This is a genomic window from Candidatus Marinimicrobia bacterium CG08_land_8_20_14_0_20_45_22 (assembly GCA_002774355.1).
In the GTDB taxonomy this organism is placed as follows: Bacteria; Fidelibacterota; UBA2242; order UBA2242; family UBA2242; genus 0-14-0-20-45-22.
Genome location: PEYN01000191.1, coordinates 1 through 21,789, shown reverse-complemented (window position 1 = coordinate 21,789; position 21,789 = coordinate 1). Strand labels below are relative to the sequence as shown.

Below are 21,789 nucleotides of genomic sequence, written 5' to 3'. Positions count from 1 at the left end.
CTGGGTATGTAATGAACCAGACATTAAAACTATTGCTTCGACCGATAGAGAATGAGATGAGTCGGTTTGCGACAGAGTTCGAATCGGCATTGCGATCGGACGTTCATTTGATCGAACAAATGACGCACTACCTCATCAAACAAAACAGTAAACGCCTAAGGCCGGCGCTTTTGCTACTATCGGCAAAACTTTGCGGTGGACCGAACCGGATTTCCAGCATTTCAGCGAGTATTGTTGAAATGCTGCACACGGCGACTTTGGTGCATGATGATATTGTTGACGATTCTATCACTCGACGCGGCGAACCGACTGTGAATGCAATTTGGAAAAACAAAGTATCAGTGCTTTTAGGCGATTATCTGTTTAGTAAATCGCTGAGAAGTATGTTAAGTCTTCGAAATTTTGAGGCGCTTGAACTACTGAGCGAAACTTCTGAATTGCTCAGTTCAGGAGAAATTTACCAAATTGAAAAAAGTATGACGAATGGCATAAATGAAGATTCTTATTATCGCATGATCTGGGCGAAAACCGCCTGTCTCTTTGCCACATCTTGTAAGATCGGCGCTATTTCCGTGAACGGGACGGACGAACAGACGGCGCATCTTTACGAGTATGGTAGAAATCTGGGCATGGCATTTCAGATCAAAGACGACCTTTTCGATTTTTCTGGTGAAAAGCGGCGAGTTGGAAAACCTGTTGACAGAGATATTAAGTCGAATCTAATTACGCTTCCTCTAATTTATACATTAAAGAATTTGTCGGAATCGGAAAGAACGCTTCTCCGGAAGAATCTGCGAGAGAATCCTTCAGGGCGTGAAATCCGGAATATCCGAGCAACCGTTCAACGGAACGGCGGACTTAAGTTCGCACAGGAGAAAATGCATGAATATTCAACTTCTGCGCGAAGTGCGTTGGATATTTTCCCCGATTCTGACACGAAAGAATCGCTTATCGGACTGATCGAGTTTAACGAGCAGAGGAAAAGTTGAAGTTCCGAAACGATCCGAAGAAAATCCTAATCATTAGACTTTCATCTTTAGGTGACATTGTCGTATTGACATCGATTTTCAGACGATTCCGGGAGCGATTTCCATCTGCTCAGATTGATTTTGTCGTTAAAAAAGAGTTTAAGAGCCTTGTTGTTGGCAACTCGTTTCTCAGCAACGTGATAACCTATCAGGCTCAACCCAGTCTAAAAGGTTGGCTGATGCTGTGCCGGTATTTTCGGGAGCAGAAATATGACCTGTTCGTTGATATGCACAATAATCTGCGCTCGAAAATTCTCGGCTTCTATCTACGAAAAACACCAAGACTTCGGTATCATAAACCGCGACTCCGTCGATTTCTTCTTTTTTATTGCTGGATCAATCTGTTTCCGCGATCATTCCGGCTGATGAACGAATATTTTAAAACATTAGCGCCGCTGGAAATCAAACCCAAAGATGCGAAGCCAGAAATTTTTCTGCATCAAACGGTTCGACAAAAAGCATTGGATATTTTGAGCCGAAATGCAATCAGCAAACCGTTTGTTGTTATTCTGGCCATCGCGGCATGGAAAAATAAACGCTATCCGTTAGCGAAAATGGAAGAAGTCGCCAAGCGGATCCATGAGGAATTTCAAGTGTCTGTCGTCTATCTTGGTTCGGAAAACGATACTTATCTAAATGAACTCCAATATTTACCATCTGGAAAAATCGCGCGAATCACGGGGCAATCCAATCTCGAGGAATCCATCGCGATTCTTCAGGAAAGCGTATTGGTTATTGGAAATGATACCGGCTTGACTTATGCCGCGGAAGCGGTCGGTGTGACGGTCGTTTTGATTCTGGGCCCCACTTCGCACGAAACGGGAGCCGGACACTACGGTAAAAGGAGCATTACGGTTCAGAAGAAATTGTTTTGCAGACCTTGTTCCCAAAAAGGCGACCGAATTTGCTATAGAAAGCATCAATATTGTATGGAAAATATCACGATCGACGAAATTCTATCTGCCGCCAGACAAATACTTACAGGAGAAAATTAGTGACCATTTTTTGGATCATTATCTACAACGCATTTTTTATTCCTATTGCATTCGCTTTCATTTATTTCTCGGCGCTTTTTAATACGAAAATGCGCACGGGTATTTGTGGCAGGAAACAAACTTTAAATGAAATGATGCGGTTTCGAGATAAATATTCTCGAAAGGAATTGTACCTGATCCACTCGGCTTCGCTCGGTGAATTTGAGCAGGCTAAGCCAGTAATTCGCGGGCTAAAAGCGCTTCGTCCCGACATCTTAATCGTTGCAAGTTTTACCTCTCCCAGCGGATACACGAATGCAGTTCGGATTCCGGAAGTCGATCTGTTTATATACCTTCCCCTTGATACATATTTTCGGACGCGGCGATTTATTCAGAATCTCAAGCCCCAAAAAATCATTTTTGTCACCTACGAGCTTTGGCCGAATCTGATTTTGAACGCTCAACGCCATCACGTAAAAACGTATCTCATTTCTGCCAGAATCCGGGAAAAGAGCCTTAAGTGGAAGCCGATTGTGCGTTCGTTTTTCAGCGATCTATATCGTTCGCTGGATTATATCTACGCAATTTCGGATAATCACAAAGAATCAGTTCTTAAACTGATTGGAACGGTTCCTATCAAGGTGTTGTCACTCGGTGATACGCGGTACGATCAGGTGATTTACCGCGCCCATGAAAAAGTCGCCGCTTTTGAGAGGCGGCTCTTTCAAGACGGTTTTGTTTTTATCATTGGGAGCATCTGGCCGCAGGATGCTAAACAACTGATGCCGGCTGTTTACCGATGTATGAAAGAATTCGGTAGGTTGCGGGTAATTGTCGCGCCGCACGAACCGAACGAATATGCGTTGGAGACGCTGGAAGAGGACCTCTCGGAAAACGGAATTCTCACGCGCAGACTCTCGTCGTTGCCGGATAAATCTTCCGAATTTAAAGCGGTTCTGATTGATAAAGTCGGAATTCTTGCTGAACTATATCATCAGTCGGATTTGGCATTTGTCGGTGGAAGTTTTCGCGGTTCGATTCATAACGTCATGGAACCGGCAGTTGCAGGAATTCCGGTGCTATTTGGACCGACGTATCACAATTCAAGCGAAGCGAAATTGCTTATCCGTGATGGTGGCGGATTCTGTTGCGAAAACAGTGAGAGTCTCTATCAGCAAATCCGGCGAATGCTGACCGATGCGGAGGCTTATCGCCTTGCCGCTAATTCCGCGAGACAGGTGATTTTGAAGAATCTAGGCGCTGGCGCAAGAACGGTTCGGGAGATATTGGAGTCCGATTGAGCATCCGATTTATTGACGTTTCGTTTGCTTACAAGGAAAAACCCGTTTTTTCCCATCTGAATCTGGAAATTCCCGAAAGCAATTGGGTCGCTATAACTGGTAATTGTGGAACAGGGAAAAGCACACTCGCCAAACTGATTGCAGGAATATTGGAGCCAGATTCCGGGCGCATTGAATTTCCGAAGTCGTCGAATGATGAAATTCCGGATTTTGGTTATCTCTTCCAGAATCCTGAAGATCAGTTTGTTCATTTTTTCATCGAGCGGGAAATTGCTTTTAATCTCGAAAATCAGAATTATCCGATCGAAATGATGACGCTGAAAGTCCGAAATAGTTTGGGGGAAATCGGACTATCAGATCGACGGAAGGATTCGCCCAATCGGCTTTCGGGTGGCGAAAAGCAACGATTAGCATTGATGGGAACGATGATCTCCGAACCAAATTATCTTATACTGGATGAACCGTCGTCATATCTGGACATTCTAGCACAAAACGATTTAATCAAGCGAATTACAGCGCTCCATGCAAGTGGCGTGGGTATTTTTTGGATCACGCAAAATGAGCAGGAGAAGGCGCTTACTAAATTTTGCATCGAAATCGTGGACGGAAACGCAAAATGTTTTCCGATGAAAGGTTCTTGCTGATGTGCCCAAGTATCCAGATTATAGCTAAAAACCTTGTTTGCCGGTATGAGAATAACGATTCATTTCATCTGGAAATTCCTGATTTGACACAGATGGTCGATTCTCCCATAGGGATTTATGGTTTGATTGGTTCGGGGAAAAGTAGTCTTGGTCAGATGATTGCCGGTCTTCTTCAACCAAACTCTGGAGAAATCCGGGCGTCGTGGGGACCGGAAACGAAAAGTCTGGAAAGTCCGAAAATTGTTTACCTGCCGCAATTTCCGGGAAAAATATTCCTGGGTTCGCGCGTCGTAGAAACCGTGGATCTCATTGCGCAAATGAATCCTTCTATTCCGAATTTTTCTACGGATGTTCGGAATTTATTAAGCCTATTTTCCGTAGATTATGCGGCAATCTCGGAACGAAACGGATATGAACTCAGCGGCGGTGAATTGCGTCGATTTGCTTTATCGTTGGGAATCGCGCGACAGCCTGATTTGCTCATTCTAGACGAGCCGACCATCGGTTTGGGAAAGATTGGCAGAACGCAGTTAACCGAAATCGCCGGTGAATTTTCAAAAAATCATGCGCTGATCGTTATTTCACACGATTTTAGTTTGCTTGTTGCGCTTTCCAAAGAATTTTGGATCATGGAACAAGGGAAAATTGTATTTCATGGAAATTTTTCAGAACTTGCGAGTAATTTTTTACAGCGAGAAACGGTTGGATTAAGGTTCTTTAAGGAATTTACAGCAGTGTCAACATTGAGTTAAAGATGTCGAAGAAAGTATCAGTCAAATCAAAAGTCGTTCAAAAATATGGGGAGATCAGTCCGAATCGGTTAGTGACGGCGTCGAATATGATTTCTATCACGCGCGCGTTGCTAACATTGCCGATTATCTATTTCCTGCAAAGAGGAAACGGAACAATCGCGTTAATTTTTATTTTAACGGCGATCTTCTCCGATATGCTCGACGGTTGGCTGGCGCGAATCAGCAACGAGATTACAGACCTCGGTAAGATGCTCGATCCGGTAGCGGACAAAATTGTTATTTTCAGCGTCATTTTATACCTGATTTTAAAAGACATGATGCCTACGTATTTTCTTCTGTTTTTGATTTTTCGAGACTTCACAATTTCCGTTTTGGGAATTTATATGTTGAACAATTGCAACATTTCACCAAAATCCAACAAAATGGGAAAAGTCGCAATCATTTTCACTTCACTATCAGTAATGGCGTTTATTTATCCAAAATTTTTGGAAAGTTGGAAATTTCCGTTACTGATAGTTGCGCTGACTTCCATGTCGATTTCGTGGATTCAGTATTGCGCCTCTTTTATCCGAGTAATTCAGGAACATCGACACAAGAAATCGGCCTGAGACGGATTTTTCCAGATGATTCAACAAATTCTCAATAAAATTGTCGGCGGTGATAATCCATCCAAAGAATCGACACCGCAAAACCGTTTGGTTAATAGCCTTGCAAAAACGGGACGAAGTATCGCCCAACGTCTGCCATTGTTGGGGAAATATTTCAGGATCGATGAAGATACGCTGATCCGGATAGAGGAGACGCTTCTTTCTGCGGACGTTGGCGTTGCCTTGACGGAAGAACTCATCAAGCATCTCAAAACGATCGACAAAAAAGAATCCGCAAATCTGAGGGATATTTTAAAAGAACAGATTTTGTTGCTGATTCGTAAAAACCAATCGGTTCCTATTCCCTTGCCAAAACCTTATGTCGTTCTCATTGTCGGTGTGAATGGAACCGGAAAGACGACAACCATCGGGAAACTGGCGGCGCTTTACCAAAGGGAAAATAAGAAAACGCTCATCGCCGCGGCGGACACATTTCGGGCGGCGGCTTATGAACAATTGGAAATCTGGGCGAAGCGAAGCGGATCAGAATTTATGGGGAATCCGCGCGGGAAGGATCCATCGGCAATCGTTTTCGATGCCGCAAAATCGGCTCTCGCACACGATGTTAACATTTTGCTGATCGATACCGCCGGACGCCTACACACGAAATCCAATTTGATGGATGAATTAGCCAAAGTCAAAAGAACTATCGGTAAAGTCATTCCAACTGCACCGCACGACATCTGGCTAATCCTCGACGCCGGTACAGGTCAAAACGGTATCGTTCAAGCGCAGGAATTCGTTAAATCTGTCGGCGTGACGGGAATAATTTTAACCAAACTCGACGGCACAGCAAAAGGTGGCGTTGCACTGGCAATCCATCGCCAGACTAATCTACCGATTCGGTATGTCGGCATCGGTGAAAAGATCGACGACCTCGTCGAATTCAATGCAGAAGAATTTGTATCCGCGCTTCTTGAAGCCGGTTCATCAGTCAACGAGAAAAAACCCCTTTTATGAAAGGAACGACTTTTTCGATCATATCGCTTGGTTGTCCTAAAAACACTGTCGATTCGGAAGTACTCAACGGTAAATTGCAGAGTCTGGGCTGTATCTTTCGGAAAAATCCGGAAGAGGCAGAAATCGTCATCGTGAATACCTGCGGATTTATCGAGCAGGCGAAAACAGAATCGATCGAAACGATTTTTGAGACGCTGAAATTGAAGGAGACCGGATTGGTTCGGAAAGTTTTCGTCATGGGTTGCTTGTCTCAGCGATATGGCGATTTACTTCGGAGAGAAATTCCGGAAGTGGATCGCATTGATGGCGTTCATTCGATTGACAAGATCGTCGAGGCAATTGCTCTAAAGAAGTCGTTTTGTGCCGACGAAGAGAGTCGAGAATTGCTGACGCCGTCTCATCTGGCGTATCTGAAGATCGCCGAAGGTTGCGACAATTCATGCTCGTTTTGTTCAATTCCGCTGATTCGGGGAAAACAGCAAAGCCGTAGCGTCCAAAGTCTTATGCGGGAAGCCGAATATCTTCGGCAAAAGGGTGTGAAAGAACTCATATTAATCGCGCAGGATTTGACACGATACGGTACGGATTTGCCGGGAAAAGTTCGGTTGATCGATCTACTGAAAGTACTTTTACAAGCGGATATGTTTCCGTGGGTGCGATTGATGTATAACCATCCCGATTTTTGGTCGCTGGAAATGAACAGTCTATTCGGAAAATATCCGGCGCTGGTTCCATATATTGACATTCCGATTCAGCACGCTTCCAACCGAATCCTGAAATTGATGAATCGTGGAAAAAATCGGGAAGAGATTCGCCATATTTTAAAGACGATTCGAAACGAGGTTCCGCGCGTTGTGCTGAGAACGTCGGTCATGGTTGGTTTTCCTTCCGAGACAGAAGCGGATTTTAATGAACTGCTGGATTTCATAGAAGAGATTAGATTTGAGCGGTTGGGCGTTTTTACTTATTCGCAAGAAGAGGGAACGTCATCGGCGGATTTACCTAACGATGTGCCACCTGAAGAAAAAGAGCGTCGGAAAGAGATCGTTATGCAACTCCAGTGGGATATTTCGCACGAATTTGCCTTGAATCAAATTAGCAAGACTCTGAACGTTTTGATCGAAGAGAAAAATCCAGAAGGTTACGTTGGACGAAGTGTCTGGGATGCGCCGGAAATTGACTGTTCAGTTTTTATAAATTCCAAATCTATCCTGAAAATCGGCAAGATTATACCCGTTACGATGGATAAAGCCTGTGAATTGGATTTAATCGGGCACGTTGTCGAAAAAAATCAAGATCGGACTTGATTTTGCAGGGATGCTTCTCTAAGTTTCCGGCGGGAGTTGATTTTTACACTGAATCCGATTAATTGTATGGAATAGCAGATTTTTATAGAAGGGAAAAGAATGAAAGCGCTCATCACGGCAGGCGGACATGGCACGAGACTGCGTCCGATTACTCATACGCAAAACAAGCACCTAATTCCGATTGCCAATAAACCCATTTTGAATTATGCTCTTGAGTATATCCGTAAGGCGGGCATCACGGATGTTGGTATCATCACGAACAAAGAAGGTTCGGAGGTCGAAGACGTTTATAAAGATGGAAGTCAGATGGGGCTTCATATCACGTACATTCCGCAAGAACGTCCTTCGGGACTTGCGGATTGCGTCCGCATTGCTCAACCATTTCTCGAAAATGAACCTTTCGTGTTTTATCTTGGCGATAACATTATTGTCGGTGGAATTGCCCGGTTTATTGATGAGTTCAGGGAATCGGGCGCCAATTGTCATTTAGTATTGGCGCGCGTGAAAGACCCGGAACGTTTCGGCGTACCCGAACTGAAAGACGGGCAAATTGTCAGCATCGAAGAAAAACCTAGTAAACCGAAGAGCGATTTTGCCGTTACCGGAATATACATTTATGATTCAAACATTTTCGAAGCCGTCAATGCGATTTCTCCCAGCGCACGCGGTGAATTGGAAATCTCGGATGCGCATCAATATTTATTAGAAAAAGGATTCAAAGTGACCTATTCGGAGATCACGGGTTGGTGGAAAGACACCGGCAAACCGGCAGATTTGTTGGAAGCGAATCGTCTGGTGTTGGATAGTTTTGAGACACGTATTGAAGGAATGGTCGATGCACATAGCAATCTTGCTGGACGCGTTGTGATCGAACCGGGCGCCGAGATTCACAACAGTAATGTCCGGGGACCGGCAATCATCGGAGCCGGATCGAAGATCATCAACTCGTATGTCGGCCCGTACACTTCGATCGATAAAAATTGTCAGATCGAGAATTCCGAGATCGAGTTCAGTATCGTTTCATGTGGCTGTTTGATCCGGAATCAGAAAATTCGGATTGAAGCGAGCCTGCTCGGGAAAGACGTTCAGATCGTTGACGCGGATTCTAAACCGTTCACCAATCGGTTTATCGTCGGCGACCAGAGTCAGATAGAGATTCGGTGATGACGTTCAGGACTTCTGATCGTAGATTATTTTTCTTTTTTAATTCACACGGCGCCTGTTAAAATACAGACACTTTTTTACGGAAGTTACTTGGAGAAGCGAATATTGGAAGATAAGAAATATTTCATTGGCATTGCCGGTAACATCGGCGTTGGGAAAACGACGATGACGGATATCATTGCCAAGCGATTCGGCTGGCGCGCCTATTATGAATCCGTCATTGATAATCCATATCTCGAAGATTTTTACGAGAACATGAAGCGGTGGAGTTTCAATCTTCAAGTTTATTTTCTTTCTCATCGTTTTCGGACGCATAAAGAGATGACCGATGCGCCGGGTTCTGCCATTCAAGATCGGACGATTTATGAAGATGTCGAAATTTTCGCCCGCAATCTTTACGAAATGGGAAATATGAGTCAACGCGATTGGGATAATTACCGCTCGCTTTTCGACATCATGACTTCCTATTTGAAGAAGCCCGACTTGATTCTGTATCTTCGCGCGACTGTCGATACGCTTATCACGCGAATTAAAAGACGCAGTCGTGATTTTGAACGTGAAATTTCTCCGGAATATATTTACATGTTAAATCTCTCTTATGAACGGTGGATTCGTGAAGAATCGAAGCGCAACCGGATTTTGATTGTCGAGACAGATAATTTTAACATTTTCGAAGATGAAGAGAAACTGGAAGAGTTATTGCGGAAAGTCCGTGAAATCTGTCCATCTGTGCTAAAAAAATAATTCTTCGATATTTCTTTCCGACTAATTGCTTATCCTTATTTAAATATATAAATTTACGTGTTATTTTAACTGAGGAAGAAAACAGTCATTTTGAAACGGTTAGCAATTTTTGCTTCGGGGCGTGGATCGAATTTTTCATCAATCTTGGAACACATACGAAGCGGGTACATTCCTGCGAAAGTGGTCTGCGTGATCAGTGACAATCCTCAGCCGCAGGTTTTTTCCATTGCTTCTTCCGCTGGCATTCCAGCACATTGGATCAATCGGAAACAATTTTCCGACGGAAGCGAATACGCCGATTTTTTACTTTCTGTGTTAACAAGGTATGAAACGGATTTGGTCGTTTTATCTGGTTTTCTAAAACTCGTGCCGGCGCCGGTCGTCAATCGTTATAAAAACGCGATGATCAATATTCATCCGGCTCTTTTGCCGAATTTTGGCGGACCAGGTTATTTTGGAATGAAAGTCCATGAATCCGTTCTGGCTTCTGGTGTTAAGACCACCGGTGTGACGATTCATTTTGTAGACGAACACTATGACACAGGCTCGATTATTTGGCAAGAGAAAGTTGATGTTCGTTCTGACGATACATTGGAATCTTTGGCTCAACGCGTGCTGGCGGTCGAACATCGGGTTTATCCAATGGTAATTAAGGCTTTTTGTGAAGGGCGAATCAAACATTTAAACGGAAGGATCGAAATCGAGAATGAACGAATTTAAAATCCATCGGGCGATTATTAGTGTTTGGGACAAGACTGGAATCCTCCCACTTTCCCAGTTACTAGAATCCCGTGGGATAGAAATATTTTCGACTGGCGGCACCTTTACCAAGCTAAAAGAAGCTGGAATTCGTGTCACGAAAATTGAAGAATTGACGCATTTTCCGGAAATACTTGGCGGTAGAGTAAAAACCCTTCATCCAGCGGTATTTGCTGGTATTCTGGCTGATGTACGCGACCCGTCGCATGTCGCCGATCTTGAATCGGCATCCGTTCAACCATTTCAAATGGTCGTTGTCAATCTCTATCCTTTTTCGGAAACTTATCACTCCGTGGAGAAAACTCCTGATCAAATCGTCGAGATGATCGATGTCGGAGGTCCGAGTATGATTCGCGCCGCTTCGAAGAATTATCATAATGTCGTCGTCCTTTCCCGTCCGAATCAATATGATGAATTTCGCGAGCGGTTGGAAAAGAATGAAATTACGACGGAGTATCGCCGATCACTCGCCGCAGAAGTATTTGCTGGAACCGCTCGGTATGATGCGGAAATCGCTGATTTTTTTCAGGGGGAAAAGCCTTCGTCTGCGCCTTCGCGTTTGATGCTGGATTTTGCAAAGTTGCGTTCGCTACGCTATGGCGAGAATCCGGATCAGGCGGCGGCGATCTATGCGCCAACCGGCAATCCGAACTGGGAAGCCTTTCATCAACTTCAGGGAAAGGAAATCTCGTATAACAACTACATCGATTGTATGGCGGTCTATCGTATCATTTCGGATTTTGATGTTTCAACGCCCGCTTGTGCCATCGTCAAACATACGAATCCATGCGGTTTTGGATTAGGTCATACGCTTTCGGACGCTTACAAACGCGCCGTTCAGACTGATCCGGTCAGCTATTTTGGGGGAATCGTCGGCGTCAACCAGTCGATCGATGAGAATCTCGCTGAAGAATTGGTAAAAACATTTTTAGAATGTATTGTCGCACCGTCATATTCTAAAAAGGCGCTTGGAGTTTTAAGTAAAAAGAAGAATTTACGATTATTGGTCCCGATTCAAGCCGATTTGCAATGTGAATGGGAGTTTCGGAATTTTGGTCGTGGACTTGTCACGCAGGCGATTCAGATCGCCGATGAAAATGAAGCCGCATGGCGAGTCGTCACCGAGACCAAACCGCCGACACAGACCATGGCGTCGATCCGCCTTGGCTGGAAACTCGTCCGGCATGTGAAATCGAATGCAATCGTTCTTTGCGACGAGTCGGGAACGGTCGGCATCGGTGCTGGACAAATGTCGCGGATTGAATCATTAAAAATTTCTATCGGCAAAGCTGAAGAAGCGGGGCTTTCCGCTACCGGTTCTACGCTGGCTTCGGATGCTTTTTTTCCGTTTCGGGATTCAGCCGACCTGGCGTCACGATATGGAATTGCTGGAATCATTCAGCCCGGAGGAAGTATTCACGATCAGGAAGTCATTGATGCTTGCAACGAACACGGGATGTTTATGATTTTTACGGGGAAACGAGTTTTTAAACATTAACGCTTGGAGATATCATGCCATTTAAGTTTTTTAATTTTTTAACAGGCGATGTCGCCATTGATCTTGGCACCGCTAATACGCTGATTTACATGAAAGGGCGCGGCGTCGTACTTAACGAGCCATCTATCGTTGCACGGTCGTCGCATGACGGCGAAGTCGTTGCCGTTGGAAATGATGCCAAAGAAATGCTTGGGAAAACCCATCGTGACATTGTCACGGTTCGTCCTCTTCGAGACGGCGTGATTGCGGACTTTGAAATGACTGACAGCATGATTCGTGGTTTTATCCGGAAAATCAATCTAAGCCGCATTGCCCGTCCGCGTATGATCATTGCCATACCGTCCGGAATTACCGAAGTCGAAAAGCGCGCCGTTCGTGACTCCGCCGACCGCGCTAATGCTCGTGAAATCTATTTAATTGAAGAGCCGGTCGCCGCCGCCATTGGAATCGGAATCGACATTTCCAAACCGGTCGGAAACATTGTTGTCGATATTGGAGGAGGCACAACGGAAATCGCAGTAATCGCACTGAATGGTATTGTCACCAAACAAGCGATTCGAGTTGCCGGTGACGAGATGGACGAGGCAATTATTCAATATTTCAAGAGCGAACACAATCTGCTGATTGGTGAGCGCACCGCGGAAACGATCAAATGTACGATCGGTTCAGCAATGCCGATAAATGATACAACGATTAGTGTCAAAGGTCGAAGTCTTATCGCAGGAATTCCGAAAACGATCGAAGTTTCATCTGTCGAAATTCGGGAATGTTTGAAAGATACGATCGATCTGATCGTCCAAGCCATTAAGCAAGCGCTGGAACAAACGCCGCCGGAACTCTCCTCCGATATTCTCGACAGAGGAATTATTCTAACGGGCGGCGGAGCATTGCTCAAGGGCTTAGACCAACGAATCCGCGTCGAAACTGACCTGCCCGTAAATGTCGCCGAGGAACCGTTGTTATCTGTTGTCAAGGGAGCTGGAATCGTTATTGAGAATATTGAGAAATTCAGAGAAGTTTTGTTTTAACCTGAATGTGGGAAAAATTTCTCAATCTCATCGTTTCTTTTTATGAATATATCCTGTTTCTTTTTTTAATTGGGATTTCATTTGTTGTTCTGCTATTAAATGAAAATCCGCAAGTCAGGTCGCTTCAGGGCGATGTGTCAAACGTTCTCTCGTTTATCAATCTTCCAAACATTTGGATCAACGATCTATCAAATGTCGTTGAGGAAAATGCAAAGTTAAAAGAGGAAAATCTCCAACTGACGCTTTTGAATGTTCAAATGAAAGAAGCATGGCTGGAAAATCAACGCTTGCGTAACAATCTCGGATTTATGGATACGACACAGTTGGTCGTTGTTCCCGCCAAAGTGCTGAATCTTGGCATTTCACCTATTTGTAATTCCATTTTGATAAATATCGGAAAAATGCAGGGCGTCAAGCCTGATATGGCAGTAATTTCTCTAAAGGGAATCGTCGGGAAAACGGTTTCAGTTGGGGAAAAGACAACCCTTGTGCAGATTTTTTTAGACGTCAATTTCAGAATTAGTGTCAAGTTTCAGGATTCGCGCGTTTTTGGAATCATGCAATGGAACCCGAATGGTTACGCCGAAGTTAATGAAGTTCCAAAGACCGTGAGCATCGTACAGGGGGAAAAAGTCGTGACATCGGGCTATAGTCAGATTTACCCGCCTAATATTTGCATTGGCGAAGTGGTGGAAACGAAATCATCGGACAACGCACTGTTTCAAACGGTGACAGTCAAACCAAGCGTCAACATCAACGAGATCGAGGAAGTCTTCGTTATTCTATCCAATTCATGTTACGAAAACTGACAAATATAATCCTATTTAGCCTAATTGCTATTCTCATTCAAGTTCTTTTTGTACCCTGGATGACAATCCGTGAGATTCGCCCGGATTTCATACTACTCGTCGTAATGTTTATCGGCAGAACCGAGGGGCGGATGGTTGGCCAGACATACGGTTTTATCATCGGCTTGCTCGTCGATGCGCTGGGAATGGGCTCATTTTTGGGGCTTTCGGCGTTGATTAAAACATGTGTTGGATTTTTTTCTGGTTGTATGAAAAACCAGCGTAATAGACTATATCCGTTTTATTATCATGCGGTTCACGTGGCTATTATTCTGTTTTCCTATGTCATTTTCTATCTTATCAACTATAAGGGAACGGAATTCTCCTTTTATTTTATCATTCTTCGATTTGTTTTGCCTTCGACGCTTTATACGCTCATTTTTTATGTTTTGATCGATTATTTTATCTCTTCCGGAAATGACTGAGTATGTTTTATTCTCAGAATAATATATCTGTCCCCAGGAAGAATTTTATGCTTGGAATAGTGACGGCTGTTTTTTTTATCATTTTCTGGCGGCTCTATTACATTCAGATTGCCGAATATAGCCGGTTCAAGGGAATCGCGGAATCCAATCGAATCCGTATCATTCCACTCGAAGCGCCGCGCGGTGCGATTTTAGACCGAAAAGGACAGATCATCGTTGAAAACAAATCCCAGTACAATGTCAATGTCATTCCGTACGAAGCGAATCAATCCAAGGAGACTTATGAGACGCTGACGAGTCTTCTGAACATTTCTCAGGATGAATTGGACAGGCGCATCAAGCGGCATTCACGCGGTCTTTTTGTCCCGGCTAAAGTTGCAGATGATGTTGATTTTAAAACTTTAACCTATTTGGAAGAACATCGCGTTGATTTGCCGGGAGTGTTGTATTCCACGAAACCAGTCCGTTCATTTACATCGAAAGCCAATTTGTCTCAGGTTATTGGATATTTACGGGAAATCAACAAACAAGACTTGAAAAACATCAAACAATTCGGATATAAACAAGGTGATTTGATTGGATGGAAAGGTATCGAGCGGGAATATGAACCAATTTTGCGGGGAACCCGTGGTTACAACTATATTCAAGTTGATGTTTTGGGCAGAGAAGTTGGAACGCTGATGAACAGGGAGAAAGTTTTGCCTATCCCTGGTAACGATTTGTATTTGACGATCGATCTGGATTTGCAAATTTATGCCGAATCGCTGATTGGAGAAAGACGCGGTTCCGTTGTCGTAATGAATGCGCTGACGGGCGAAATCTTAACATACGTCAGCAAACCGGACTATGCGCCGGGACTTTTTTCGGGAACAGTCAAAGCGGACGTGTGGCGGGATTTGATTACGAATCCGGATCGCCCTTTATATGACCGTGTTATTCAAGGAACTTATCCGCCCGGCTCGACTTTCAAAATTATTGCAATTCTTTCAGCGCTTGAGAATAAAACAGTCGATCCCGGATGGTCGGTCTATTGTAACGGCAAATACCGGATGGGGCGTCGCGTTTATAAATGCTGGAAAAAAGAAGGTCACGGTTTGATGAATATGCACGACGCGATCGTGCATTCCTGCAATGTTTATTTTTATAATCTGATTCGGAAAATTGATATAGATGTTTGGTCGAGAACCGCCTCCAATTTTGGGTTCGGTTCCAAAACAGATATTGATTTATATGGCGAGTCTGCCGGCACTTTGCCCGACGCGAAGTTTCTCGATAAGAAATATTACGGAATTGGCTGGACGGATGGGACGAAGTTGAACCTCGTTATCGGTCAGGGCGATTTGCTGGTTACGCCTATCCAGATGGTCCGATTTGCCGGTGCGCTGGCGACGCGCGGGAAAATCGTACAACCGCATCTTGGAATGAAATTCCTCAGTCGTAGTAATTCCCAATTTTCCATTTTTGCCGTTCCAAGTGATACGATAACGAGTTATTCATCTGAAACATGGGAATTTATCGAAAACGCCATGTTCGATGTGGTCGAATCCGGAACCGGACGAGCGGCTAAAGTTAAAGATATGAAGATTTGCGGGAAAACAGGCACTGCGCAAAATCCGCATGGAGACGATCACGCATGGTTCATCGGGTGGAGTAAGCCGGAACAAGGCGCGCCGCTCGCCATTGTCGTGATGATCGAGAACGGTGGATCGGGCGGCGGAATAGCCGCTCAAATTGCCGGCAAGATTTATCACTTTTATTATAATCCTTCAACGCAACAGATGCTGGCGGATCGTCATGGAAACCCGTAAGTTTAATCTCGCTAAAGATTTTACAAAAACGCTATCGGATAATAACCGGATATTGATTATTATCGTCGGCTTGTTGAGTCTGATAGGACTCCTCTCTCTATTTAGTGCTTCCATGCGCATCGATCTGCCTTTTTTTCAAAAAGTGATTGGACGACAGCTGATCTGGATGCTAAGCGGCATTCTGTTGATGACATTGATTTTCTTTCTGCAGGGTAAACTGTTCTTTGACACTGCCTATTTTATTTATAGTATTGGCATCGTTTTAGTGATTCTGCCTTTTTTCCTTGGAAGAGCGAGTTCTGGCGCTTATCGCTGGATCGGTTTCGGTGGATTACGTTTTCAACCATCGGAATTTATGAAACTCATCGTCATCCTTTCAATTGCCAAATATTTGTGTCGCACCGATTTGCCGATAACCCAGTTCAAATCGCTGGTGCCACCGCTTATGCTCGGATTATTACCGATGGTAATCGTTATGTCTCAACCGGATCTCGGAACGTCGCTGGTTTATTTTGCAGTCATTTTTCCTATGTTGATCTGGGCGGGCGCGCGGACATTTCATATTTTCATCTTGCTATCGCCGATTCTGAGTGTCGTGACCGCCTTTAATTTTTATACATTTTTTATTTGGGTTATTTTGTTGATTGCTGTGTTTTACATTACCCGTGAGAAGCTCTGGATTTCCATTATTCTTTTTGTCTTAAATTTATCACTGGGTTTTATGACGCCGATACTCTGGAATCATCTGAAACCCTATCAGCAGAATCGTATTTTAACGTTGTTTAATATAGAAGCGGATCCGCAAGGAGCGGGCTATCAGGTTCTGCAATCGCAAATTACCATTGGAAGCGGTGGAATCTTTGGTAAGGGGCTGGGAAAGGGAACCCAAACTCATTTAAAATTTCTTCCAGAACAGCACAACGATTTCATATTTTCCGTCGTCGGAGAAGAATACGGTTTTATCGGAACGGTCATCGTACTGATCTTGTTTTTACTGATGATCTTTGTTTTTATCAATTCCGCCTTCCGGTTGAAAGACCGTTTTGGATCGCTAATTATCATCGGCGTCGGAAGCATGCTTTTCTTTCATATTGCCGTCAACATTGCAATGACGATCGGTTTTATGCCGGTGACAGGAATTCCTTTACCGTTTCTAAGTTATGGCGGTTCGTTCGCCATAACCTGTTTTGCGGCAATCGGGATGGTTTTAAACGTTAGCACTGAAAAACCGATTGGACGCCACAGACTATAAATTTTGGTTTGATTTTTATATGGAAAATCTTAGCTTACGATACCTTATGCTGTATGTTTGGATGAGATTATGAAAAAGATGGTTTGTGGCAATCGGATTATTACATGCTTTTTCATTGCGGCTATTTGCTCCGTCCCGAATCATGTTCTGAACGCTTTTCCGCAATCTAAAAAAACTCCTCAATCTGAGGCTAAAAATTCACAAACGACTGAACAGGAAATCGCGAAACTCAAGGAACGGATGAATTTAACTGTGAAGGCTGTTAACAAACTGTCTAAAAATATAACGAAAATAGGCAGTCTTCAAACCGCATCGCGTGACGAAGTTCAGATGCTTAAAAATTCCGTTGCCCAGTTGCAGGAGATCGTAAAATCGTTCAACGCGAGTTTGGAGAATATCCGCAGGATCAACGGAATTTTAGAAGATCGTGCGATTTATGCCGATAGCGTGAACATGCAACTTCTGGCTCAACTGATTTCACTTGAGAATCGAATCGTCAGTTTGAGTGCGAGCGTTGGTGAATTCCGGACGGTCAGCGATTTTGGGGCTGACGAAGCCGCGAATCTGGCGTCAGGCGATTCGTACAAGGAACGCTATCTGAAAGCGCTGACCTTGCATCAAAAGAGTCAGCATACCGAAGCCATCGACATTTTCCGCCAGCTCGTGAATGAAGACAGAACCAACGAACTAGCCGACAATGCGCAATATTGGATCGGCGAATGCTATTATTCTCTGAAACAATCTCAGAGGGCTATCGTTGAATTTGAGAAAGTTCTTTCTTTTCCAAATAGCAATAAGGATGATGACGCACAATTCAAAATTGGACTATGCTACATAGCGCTTGGAAATCAGGCGAAAGCAAACGAGCAGTTTAAACTGCTCATAGAACGCTTTCCGCAGAGTGAATTCGTACCCAGTGCTAAACAATACATGAAATGAGACTATGATTAAAAGAATTTATTTTTTGACTTCAGAGATTATCCCGTTTGCCGAGAACTATTCACTTGCAAATTTTTCAAAAGAGATCCCGATTGTTTTCAACGAACGAAAATTTGATTTCAGACTGATGATGCCCAAGTATCATTTTATCAGCGAACGTCGTTACATCCTTCGTGAGGTAATCCGTCTACGCGAAATGGATTTAAAGTACCGAAATATCGAGATAAAAGCGTCGGTCAAATCGGCTTTCATTCCAAACACCAAGGTTCAGGTTTATTTTCTAGAACATGAGTCATTTTATTCCTGCGTTCAACCCGCCGCTCTGTACAAGCAGGAAGACGACAAAATCGAAACTTTCAATTCAATCCGGAATGGTTATTTTGCGGCGTCTGCACTCATCACCTTGAATTATCTCAGATGGAAGCCAGAAGTCATCATCCTGAATGATTGGCAAATGAGCATGATCCCACTTCTGATCCATTCCGATCTGCTGAATAAAGAATATTTCGACGGAGTTAAAATTCTACAAATTCTCCATTCGAAAAATCCTGCATCTGTATTTTCTTTATCCGAATATGCAGAAATCGGATTAAATGTAACTAACTCGCCGTCCATTCAGGACGGGAAACTGGATTGCGTCGCGGCGGCTTTTCCGTACTGCGACCATGTCATGATCTCAAATGGCGAAGGAAACCTCATTAAGAAATATCAGGAAGATCCAGTATTTAAAGATTTGTTTGCCCAAAATAAGAAAAAAATTTCGACCTTCAACCTAAAAGGAGAATCGTCAGAAGAGTGGCAGAATATAGCGGATGAAATCATAAAAGTTATCAAACGTTTATAACGGGAAACAACCAATCAACATGGATAAATCTAAATCTTTCTATCATACGGCTAAGTCGATTTTCGTTTTTTCCTTTCTGTTCTTGCCTTTATTGCTGAGTACTTGTGATGAAAAAATGCCCACTTTACCCCTTGAAGAGGCTCCGGTGTCGTTTAAACAATACAAGATTGAGTCCGAATTTATGTCGGATACAACTCAGGTCGTGACTCCGCAGATAGGCTCAAGCGGCAGATTGTTGATTGGAAAAAATGAAGATGCGACTGCTTTCGCGCTTCTTCGCTTTGAGACATTCAGCACGATTCCGGATACTTTTGAAAATTTAATCGACGTCCGATTGAGACTTATCAGTGCGACGGAACTTCCATACGATTCGAACAGCGTCGCCGGTACCGAATTGGTCGTGGAAACGCTAAAAGACTCGTCAGGTATTACGGAATGGACTGAAGACAGTACGGATTTTACGAATTTTAATCTGAACGATTATACCCGGAAGGAATGCGGTCGGTTTGCTTATTCGAATTATGATACGTTTTACGTTCCTCTTGACACGGCTTTGTTGACGTACTGGGAGGGGAATCCGTATGAGAATTACGGATTGGTTATTCGGCAAGCGGATGACGCCGTGCGAAGTGTTCAGACGATTTATTCCAGTGAAGCCAGTTCGTATCCGCTCATTATCGTGAGATATGTTGAGGATGGTGATACACTGACAGGCTACGTTTATCCGGCTGATGACATCTCGGTAGTTAAATTTGCTCAGACGAATTTGGATCTGGGAAGGCTGACGGTCAGCGCAGGAATAGCGTCACGCGCATTTCTGAAATTCTCAGTCGAAGATACTATTTCCGATCCGAATGAGGTCATTGCCAGCGCTAAATTGCACATCAAAATTGACGCGACTTTGACACAAAACTACGGTGAAAATTTTTACTTGTACTTGAGTTTACTTGATTCGACACAGGATTGGAATGACCCGGATTTTACACCCAGCACCAGTTCGTATGCAACGTACGTCTCAATCGGACCCAGCGACACTTCCATCGTGTTTTTAATCGGCAGTACGGTTCAGAAATATACGAGTCAATACCACGATAATTTTGGCGTTGTCCTTTGGTCTTCCACTTCCAATTCGGGAGTATCGACATTGTCTTTGTATAGTGCTAAAGCTTCCAATCCAGATTTTCGTCCGTATTTGGAAATCTTAACCATGAAAGAATATTAACATAGATGAAAAAAGCTATCGTTATTCTGCTCATTTTTTCTGCGTCGTTGTTTGCGCAAAATTCCTATTATACGGCTTTTGGATTCGGGATCGAATCGCCTTCTTCGCCTGCGAGAAATCTAGGCATGGCGGGAACCGGCGCCGCAATGACCGATTCCATTGCGTTGAATACGATTAATCCGGCTTTGTGGACGAATTTTTTCACGACGTCGCTTCAGGGACAGATTTACTCTTCCAACTTGTCCGTTACGCAGACTTCTTCCGCCAGCAATTTAACACATTTTGAAGGTTTTGCTTTTAAAGCGCCGATTGGAAAACGACTGGGCTTAGCGCTGGGAATGTCTCCCCAGACGCGCAGTATCGGTAATATGTCATTTACCGATTCGACGGAATATGCCGGAACGATGGTCGATTATCAGTCGGTTGTTAAATTAGTGGGCGGCATCTCTTCTTTTTATTTTGGAGGTGGCTACCGGGTCAACCAGAATTTATCTCTTGGCTTGAAGTTGGATTTACTATTCGGCAGTTATCTTGTTAAAACGGACACCGATTTCGGAGTTGATGGTGGATGGGATTCTTTCTTCAAGAAAGAGACTACGCTAGGCGGTTCGCAACTTGGTCTAGGGTTTCTCTGGAATTTTCCAAAGATTGGTTTAAATATTGCTGGCGTTTATGAGCATCCGCTTGGATTTGAATACACACAAATACTCAATTATTACTATGGTGAAGATGATACGCTTCCAACCCAAACGCTTGAATATCCATCGTCATTACGATTGGCGGTAAGTAAAAAGGTTCTGGAAAATATAAGCGTCAATTTTGATGCTCAGATGGGAAAAGTTGCGAGTTCGATTTTTCAGAAATTTTATTTATTCAAGCCGACCGATGCAAAAGATCCAATTTATGTTGGACTAGGCGTTGAAAAACGAAGTGAGCCATATGAGATGAAAAACATCTGGAAACTCATGGCGCTTCGCGGCGGAATTTTTTATCGCACAGAACCTTTTTATGACTCGGATCCTGTCAAAGAGAAGGGTGTGAGTTTCGGAGTAGGATTTCCTTTCAACAAAAATCAAAATCGCTTAGATTTTGCAGTAGTTTACAGTAATCGTAATGGTTTTTTAAATCAAGAAATCGGAACTGAAAAAGTATTGGATTTTCACCTGAGCATCACGACTGGTGAAATATGGTTCCGGAGATTTTCAAAACGCTAACGTAAGGGGTTTCGGATGAGATTGAATCGCACTTTTCATAGGATGTTAATATTAGTTGTAGTTGTCTGTAGCATTGCGCTTATCAGTTGCGTGCCTCCCACGACGGATCCGGGAGAGAGCCAGAAGGTAAAAACCTCCGCACCAGCGCCGGTAGCCGACCACAGTAAATGCGACCTCCATCTGAGTTTTGCATATAGTTATTATCAAAATCAGAACTGGAATGGCGCTATTGAAAATTATAAGAAAATGATCGAATACGGATGCAAGGAAGAATATGCCCAGGATATTTTTTCCTATTTTGGCCGCGCTTATCAGCAATTAGCCAAAGACAATCCGGCTTACTACGACAGTGCGCTTTTCGTGTTTATCGAAGGCGAACAATACTTACCGAACGATATGTTCCTGCATAAAAATATCGCCTATATCTATCA

Annotated in this window: 22 protein-coding genes; all 22 read left to right on the top strand. The window is 43.7% G+C overall.

The window, feature by feature from the left end; translation table 11 throughout:
- The first annotated feature begins 11 nt into the window (after positions 1 to 11).
- The gene (locus COT43_10870) at positions 12 to 989 is read left to right on the top strand and encodes a polyprenyl synthetase (protein PIS27348.1); all 978 of its coding nucleotides are present in this window, start codon (positions 12 to 14) and stop codon (positions 987 to 989) included.
- Positions 986 to 2,023 (top strand): hypothetical protein, encoded by a 1,038-nt coding sequence (locus COT43_10865; GenBank protein PIS27347.1) that lies wholly within the window; start codon positions 986 to 988, stop codon positions 2,021 to 2,023. The genes COT43_10870 and COT43_10865 overlap by 4 nt, the downstream gene beginning before the upstream one ends.
- Positions 2,023 to 3,303: a hypothetical protein gene (locus COT43_10860; GenBank protein ID PIS27346.1), complete on the top strand. Its 1,281-nt coding sequence runs from the start codon at positions 2,023 to 2,025 to the stop codon at positions 3,301 to 3,303. The genes COT43_10865 and COT43_10860 overlap by 1 nt, the downstream gene beginning before the upstream one ends.
- Positions 3,288 to 3,947 (top strand): hypothetical protein, encoded by a 660-nt coding sequence (locus tag COT43_10855; GenBank protein PIS27345.1) that lies wholly within the window; start codon positions 3,288 to 3,290, stop codon positions 3,945 to 3,947. Before COT43_10860 ends, COT43_10855 begins: the two co-directional genes overlap by 16 nt.
- Complete coding sequence (locus tag COT43_10850; GenBank protein PIS27344.1) at positions 3,920 to 4,699, top strand: hypothetical protein; 780 nt, start codon at positions 3,920 to 3,922, stop codon at positions 4,697 to 4,699. The genes COT43_10855 and COT43_10850 overlap by 28 nt, the downstream gene beginning before the upstream one ends.
- A 2-nt stretch (positions 4,700 to 4,701) precedes the next feature.
- Positions 4,702 to 5,307 carry a hypothetical protein gene (locus COT43_10845; protein PIS27343.1) on the top strand — a complete coding sequence of 202 codons (606 nt, stop codon included), beginning with the start codon at positions 4,702 to 4,704 and terminating at the stop codon, positions 5,305 to 5,307.
- A 15-nt stretch (positions 5,308 to 5,322) separates the two neighbouring features.
- Entirely contained in the window at positions 5,323 to 6,306 is a 984-nt protein-coding gene (locus COT43_10840) for a signal recognition particle-docking protein FtsY (protein ID PIS27342.1), read from the top strand.
- Entirely contained in the window at positions 6,303 to 7,613 is a 1,311-nt protein-coding gene (rimO, locus tag COT43_10835) for a 30S ribosomal protein S12 methylthiotransferase RimO (GenBank protein PIS27341.1), read from the top strand. The genes COT43_10840 and rimO overlap by 4 nt, the downstream gene beginning before the upstream one ends.
- Before the next feature lie 99 nt (positions 7,614 to 7,712).
- Complete coding sequence (locus COT43_10830; GenBank protein ID PIS27340.1) at positions 7,713 to 8,777, top strand: glucose-1-phosphate thymidylyltransferase; 1,065 nt, start codon at positions 7,713 to 7,715, stop codon at positions 8,775 to 8,777.
- A 105-nt stretch (positions 8,778 to 8,882) separates the two neighbouring features.
- Positions 8,883 to 9,521: a deoxynucleoside kinase gene (locus COT43_10825; protein ID PIS27386.1), complete on the top strand. Its 639-nt coding sequence runs from the start codon at positions 8,883 to 8,885 to the stop codon at positions 9,519 to 9,521.
- A gap of 69 nt (positions 9,522 to 9,590) precedes the next feature.
- Positions 9,591 to 10,241 (top strand): phosphoribosylglycinamide formyltransferase, encoded by a 651-nt coding sequence (locus COT43_10820; GenBank protein ID PIS27339.1) that lies wholly within the window; start codon positions 9,591 to 9,593, stop codon positions 10,239 to 10,241.
- On the top strand, positions 10,228 to 11,778 hold the full coding sequence (purH, locus tag COT43_10815) for a bifunctional phosphoribosylaminoimidazolecarboxamide formyltransferase/inosine monophosphate cyclohydrolase (protein PIS27338.1): 1,551 nt from the start codon (positions 10,228 to 10,230) through the stop codon (positions 11,776 to 11,778). Before COT43_10820 ends, purH begins: the two co-directional genes overlap by 14 nt.
- A gap of 14 nt (positions 11,779 to 11,792) precedes the next feature.
- Complete coding sequence (locus tag COT43_10810; protein PIS27337.1) at positions 11,793 to 12,806, top strand: rod shape-determining protein; 1,014 nt, start codon at positions 11,793 to 11,795, stop codon at positions 12,804 to 12,806.
- A 5-nt stretch (positions 12,807 to 12,811) separates the two neighbouring features.
- Positions 12,812 to 13,615 carry a rod shape-determining protein MreC gene (mreC, locus tag COT43_10805; GenBank protein PIS27336.1) on the top strand — a complete coding sequence of 268 codons (804 nt, stop codon included), beginning with the start codon at positions 12,812 to 12,814 and terminating at the stop codon, positions 13,613 to 13,615.
- Positions 13,600 to 14,079, top strand: a complete 480-nt coding sequence (gene mreD, locus COT43_10800; protein ID PIS27335.1) for a rod shape-determining protein MreD — start codon at positions 13,600 to 13,602, stop codon at positions 14,077 to 14,079. Before mreC ends, mreD begins: the two co-directional genes overlap by 16 nt.
- A 2-nt stretch (positions 14,080 to 14,081) precedes the next feature.
- Positions 14,082 to 15,887, top strand: a complete 1,806-nt coding sequence (gene mrdA, locus COT43_10795) for a penicillin-binding protein 2 (GenBank protein ID PIS27334.1) — start codon at positions 14,082 to 14,084, stop codon at positions 15,885 to 15,887.
- Positions 15,874 to 17,139, top strand: coding sequence for a rod shape-determining protein RodA (locus COT43_10790; protein ID PIS27333.1), 1,266 nt, complete (start codon positions 15,874 to 15,876; stop codon positions 17,137 to 17,139). The genes mrdA and COT43_10790 overlap by 14 nt, the downstream gene beginning before the upstream one ends.
- 69 nt (positions 17,140 to 17,208) lie before the next feature.
- Positions 17,209 to 18,078, top strand: a complete 870-nt coding sequence (locus COT43_10785) for a hypothetical protein (GenBank protein PIS27332.1) — start codon at positions 17,209 to 17,211, stop codon at positions 18,076 to 18,078.
- Between the two features lie 4 nt (positions 18,079 to 18,082).
- Positions 18,083 to 18,922 (top strand): hypothetical protein, encoded by an 840-nt coding sequence (locus COT43_10780; protein PIS27331.1) that lies wholly within the window; start codon positions 18,083 to 18,085, stop codon positions 18,920 to 18,922.
- A 19-nt stretch (positions 18,923 to 18,941) separates the two neighbouring features.
- On the top strand, positions 18,942 to 20,144 hold the full coding sequence (locus tag COT43_10775) for a hypothetical protein (protein PIS27330.1): 1,203 nt from the start codon (positions 18,942 to 18,944) through the stop codon (positions 20,142 to 20,144).
- Between the two features lie 5 nt (positions 20,145 to 20,149).
- Positions 20,150 to 21,358, top strand: coding sequence for a hypothetical protein (locus COT43_10770; GenBank protein PIS27329.1), 1,209 nt, complete (start codon positions 20,150 to 20,152; stop codon positions 21,356 to 21,358).
- Between the two features lie 15 nt (positions 21,359 to 21,373).
- A partial coding sequence (locus COT43_10765; protein PIS27328.1) for a hypothetical protein occupies positions 21,374 to 21,789 on the top strand: 416 nt, incomplete at its 3' end.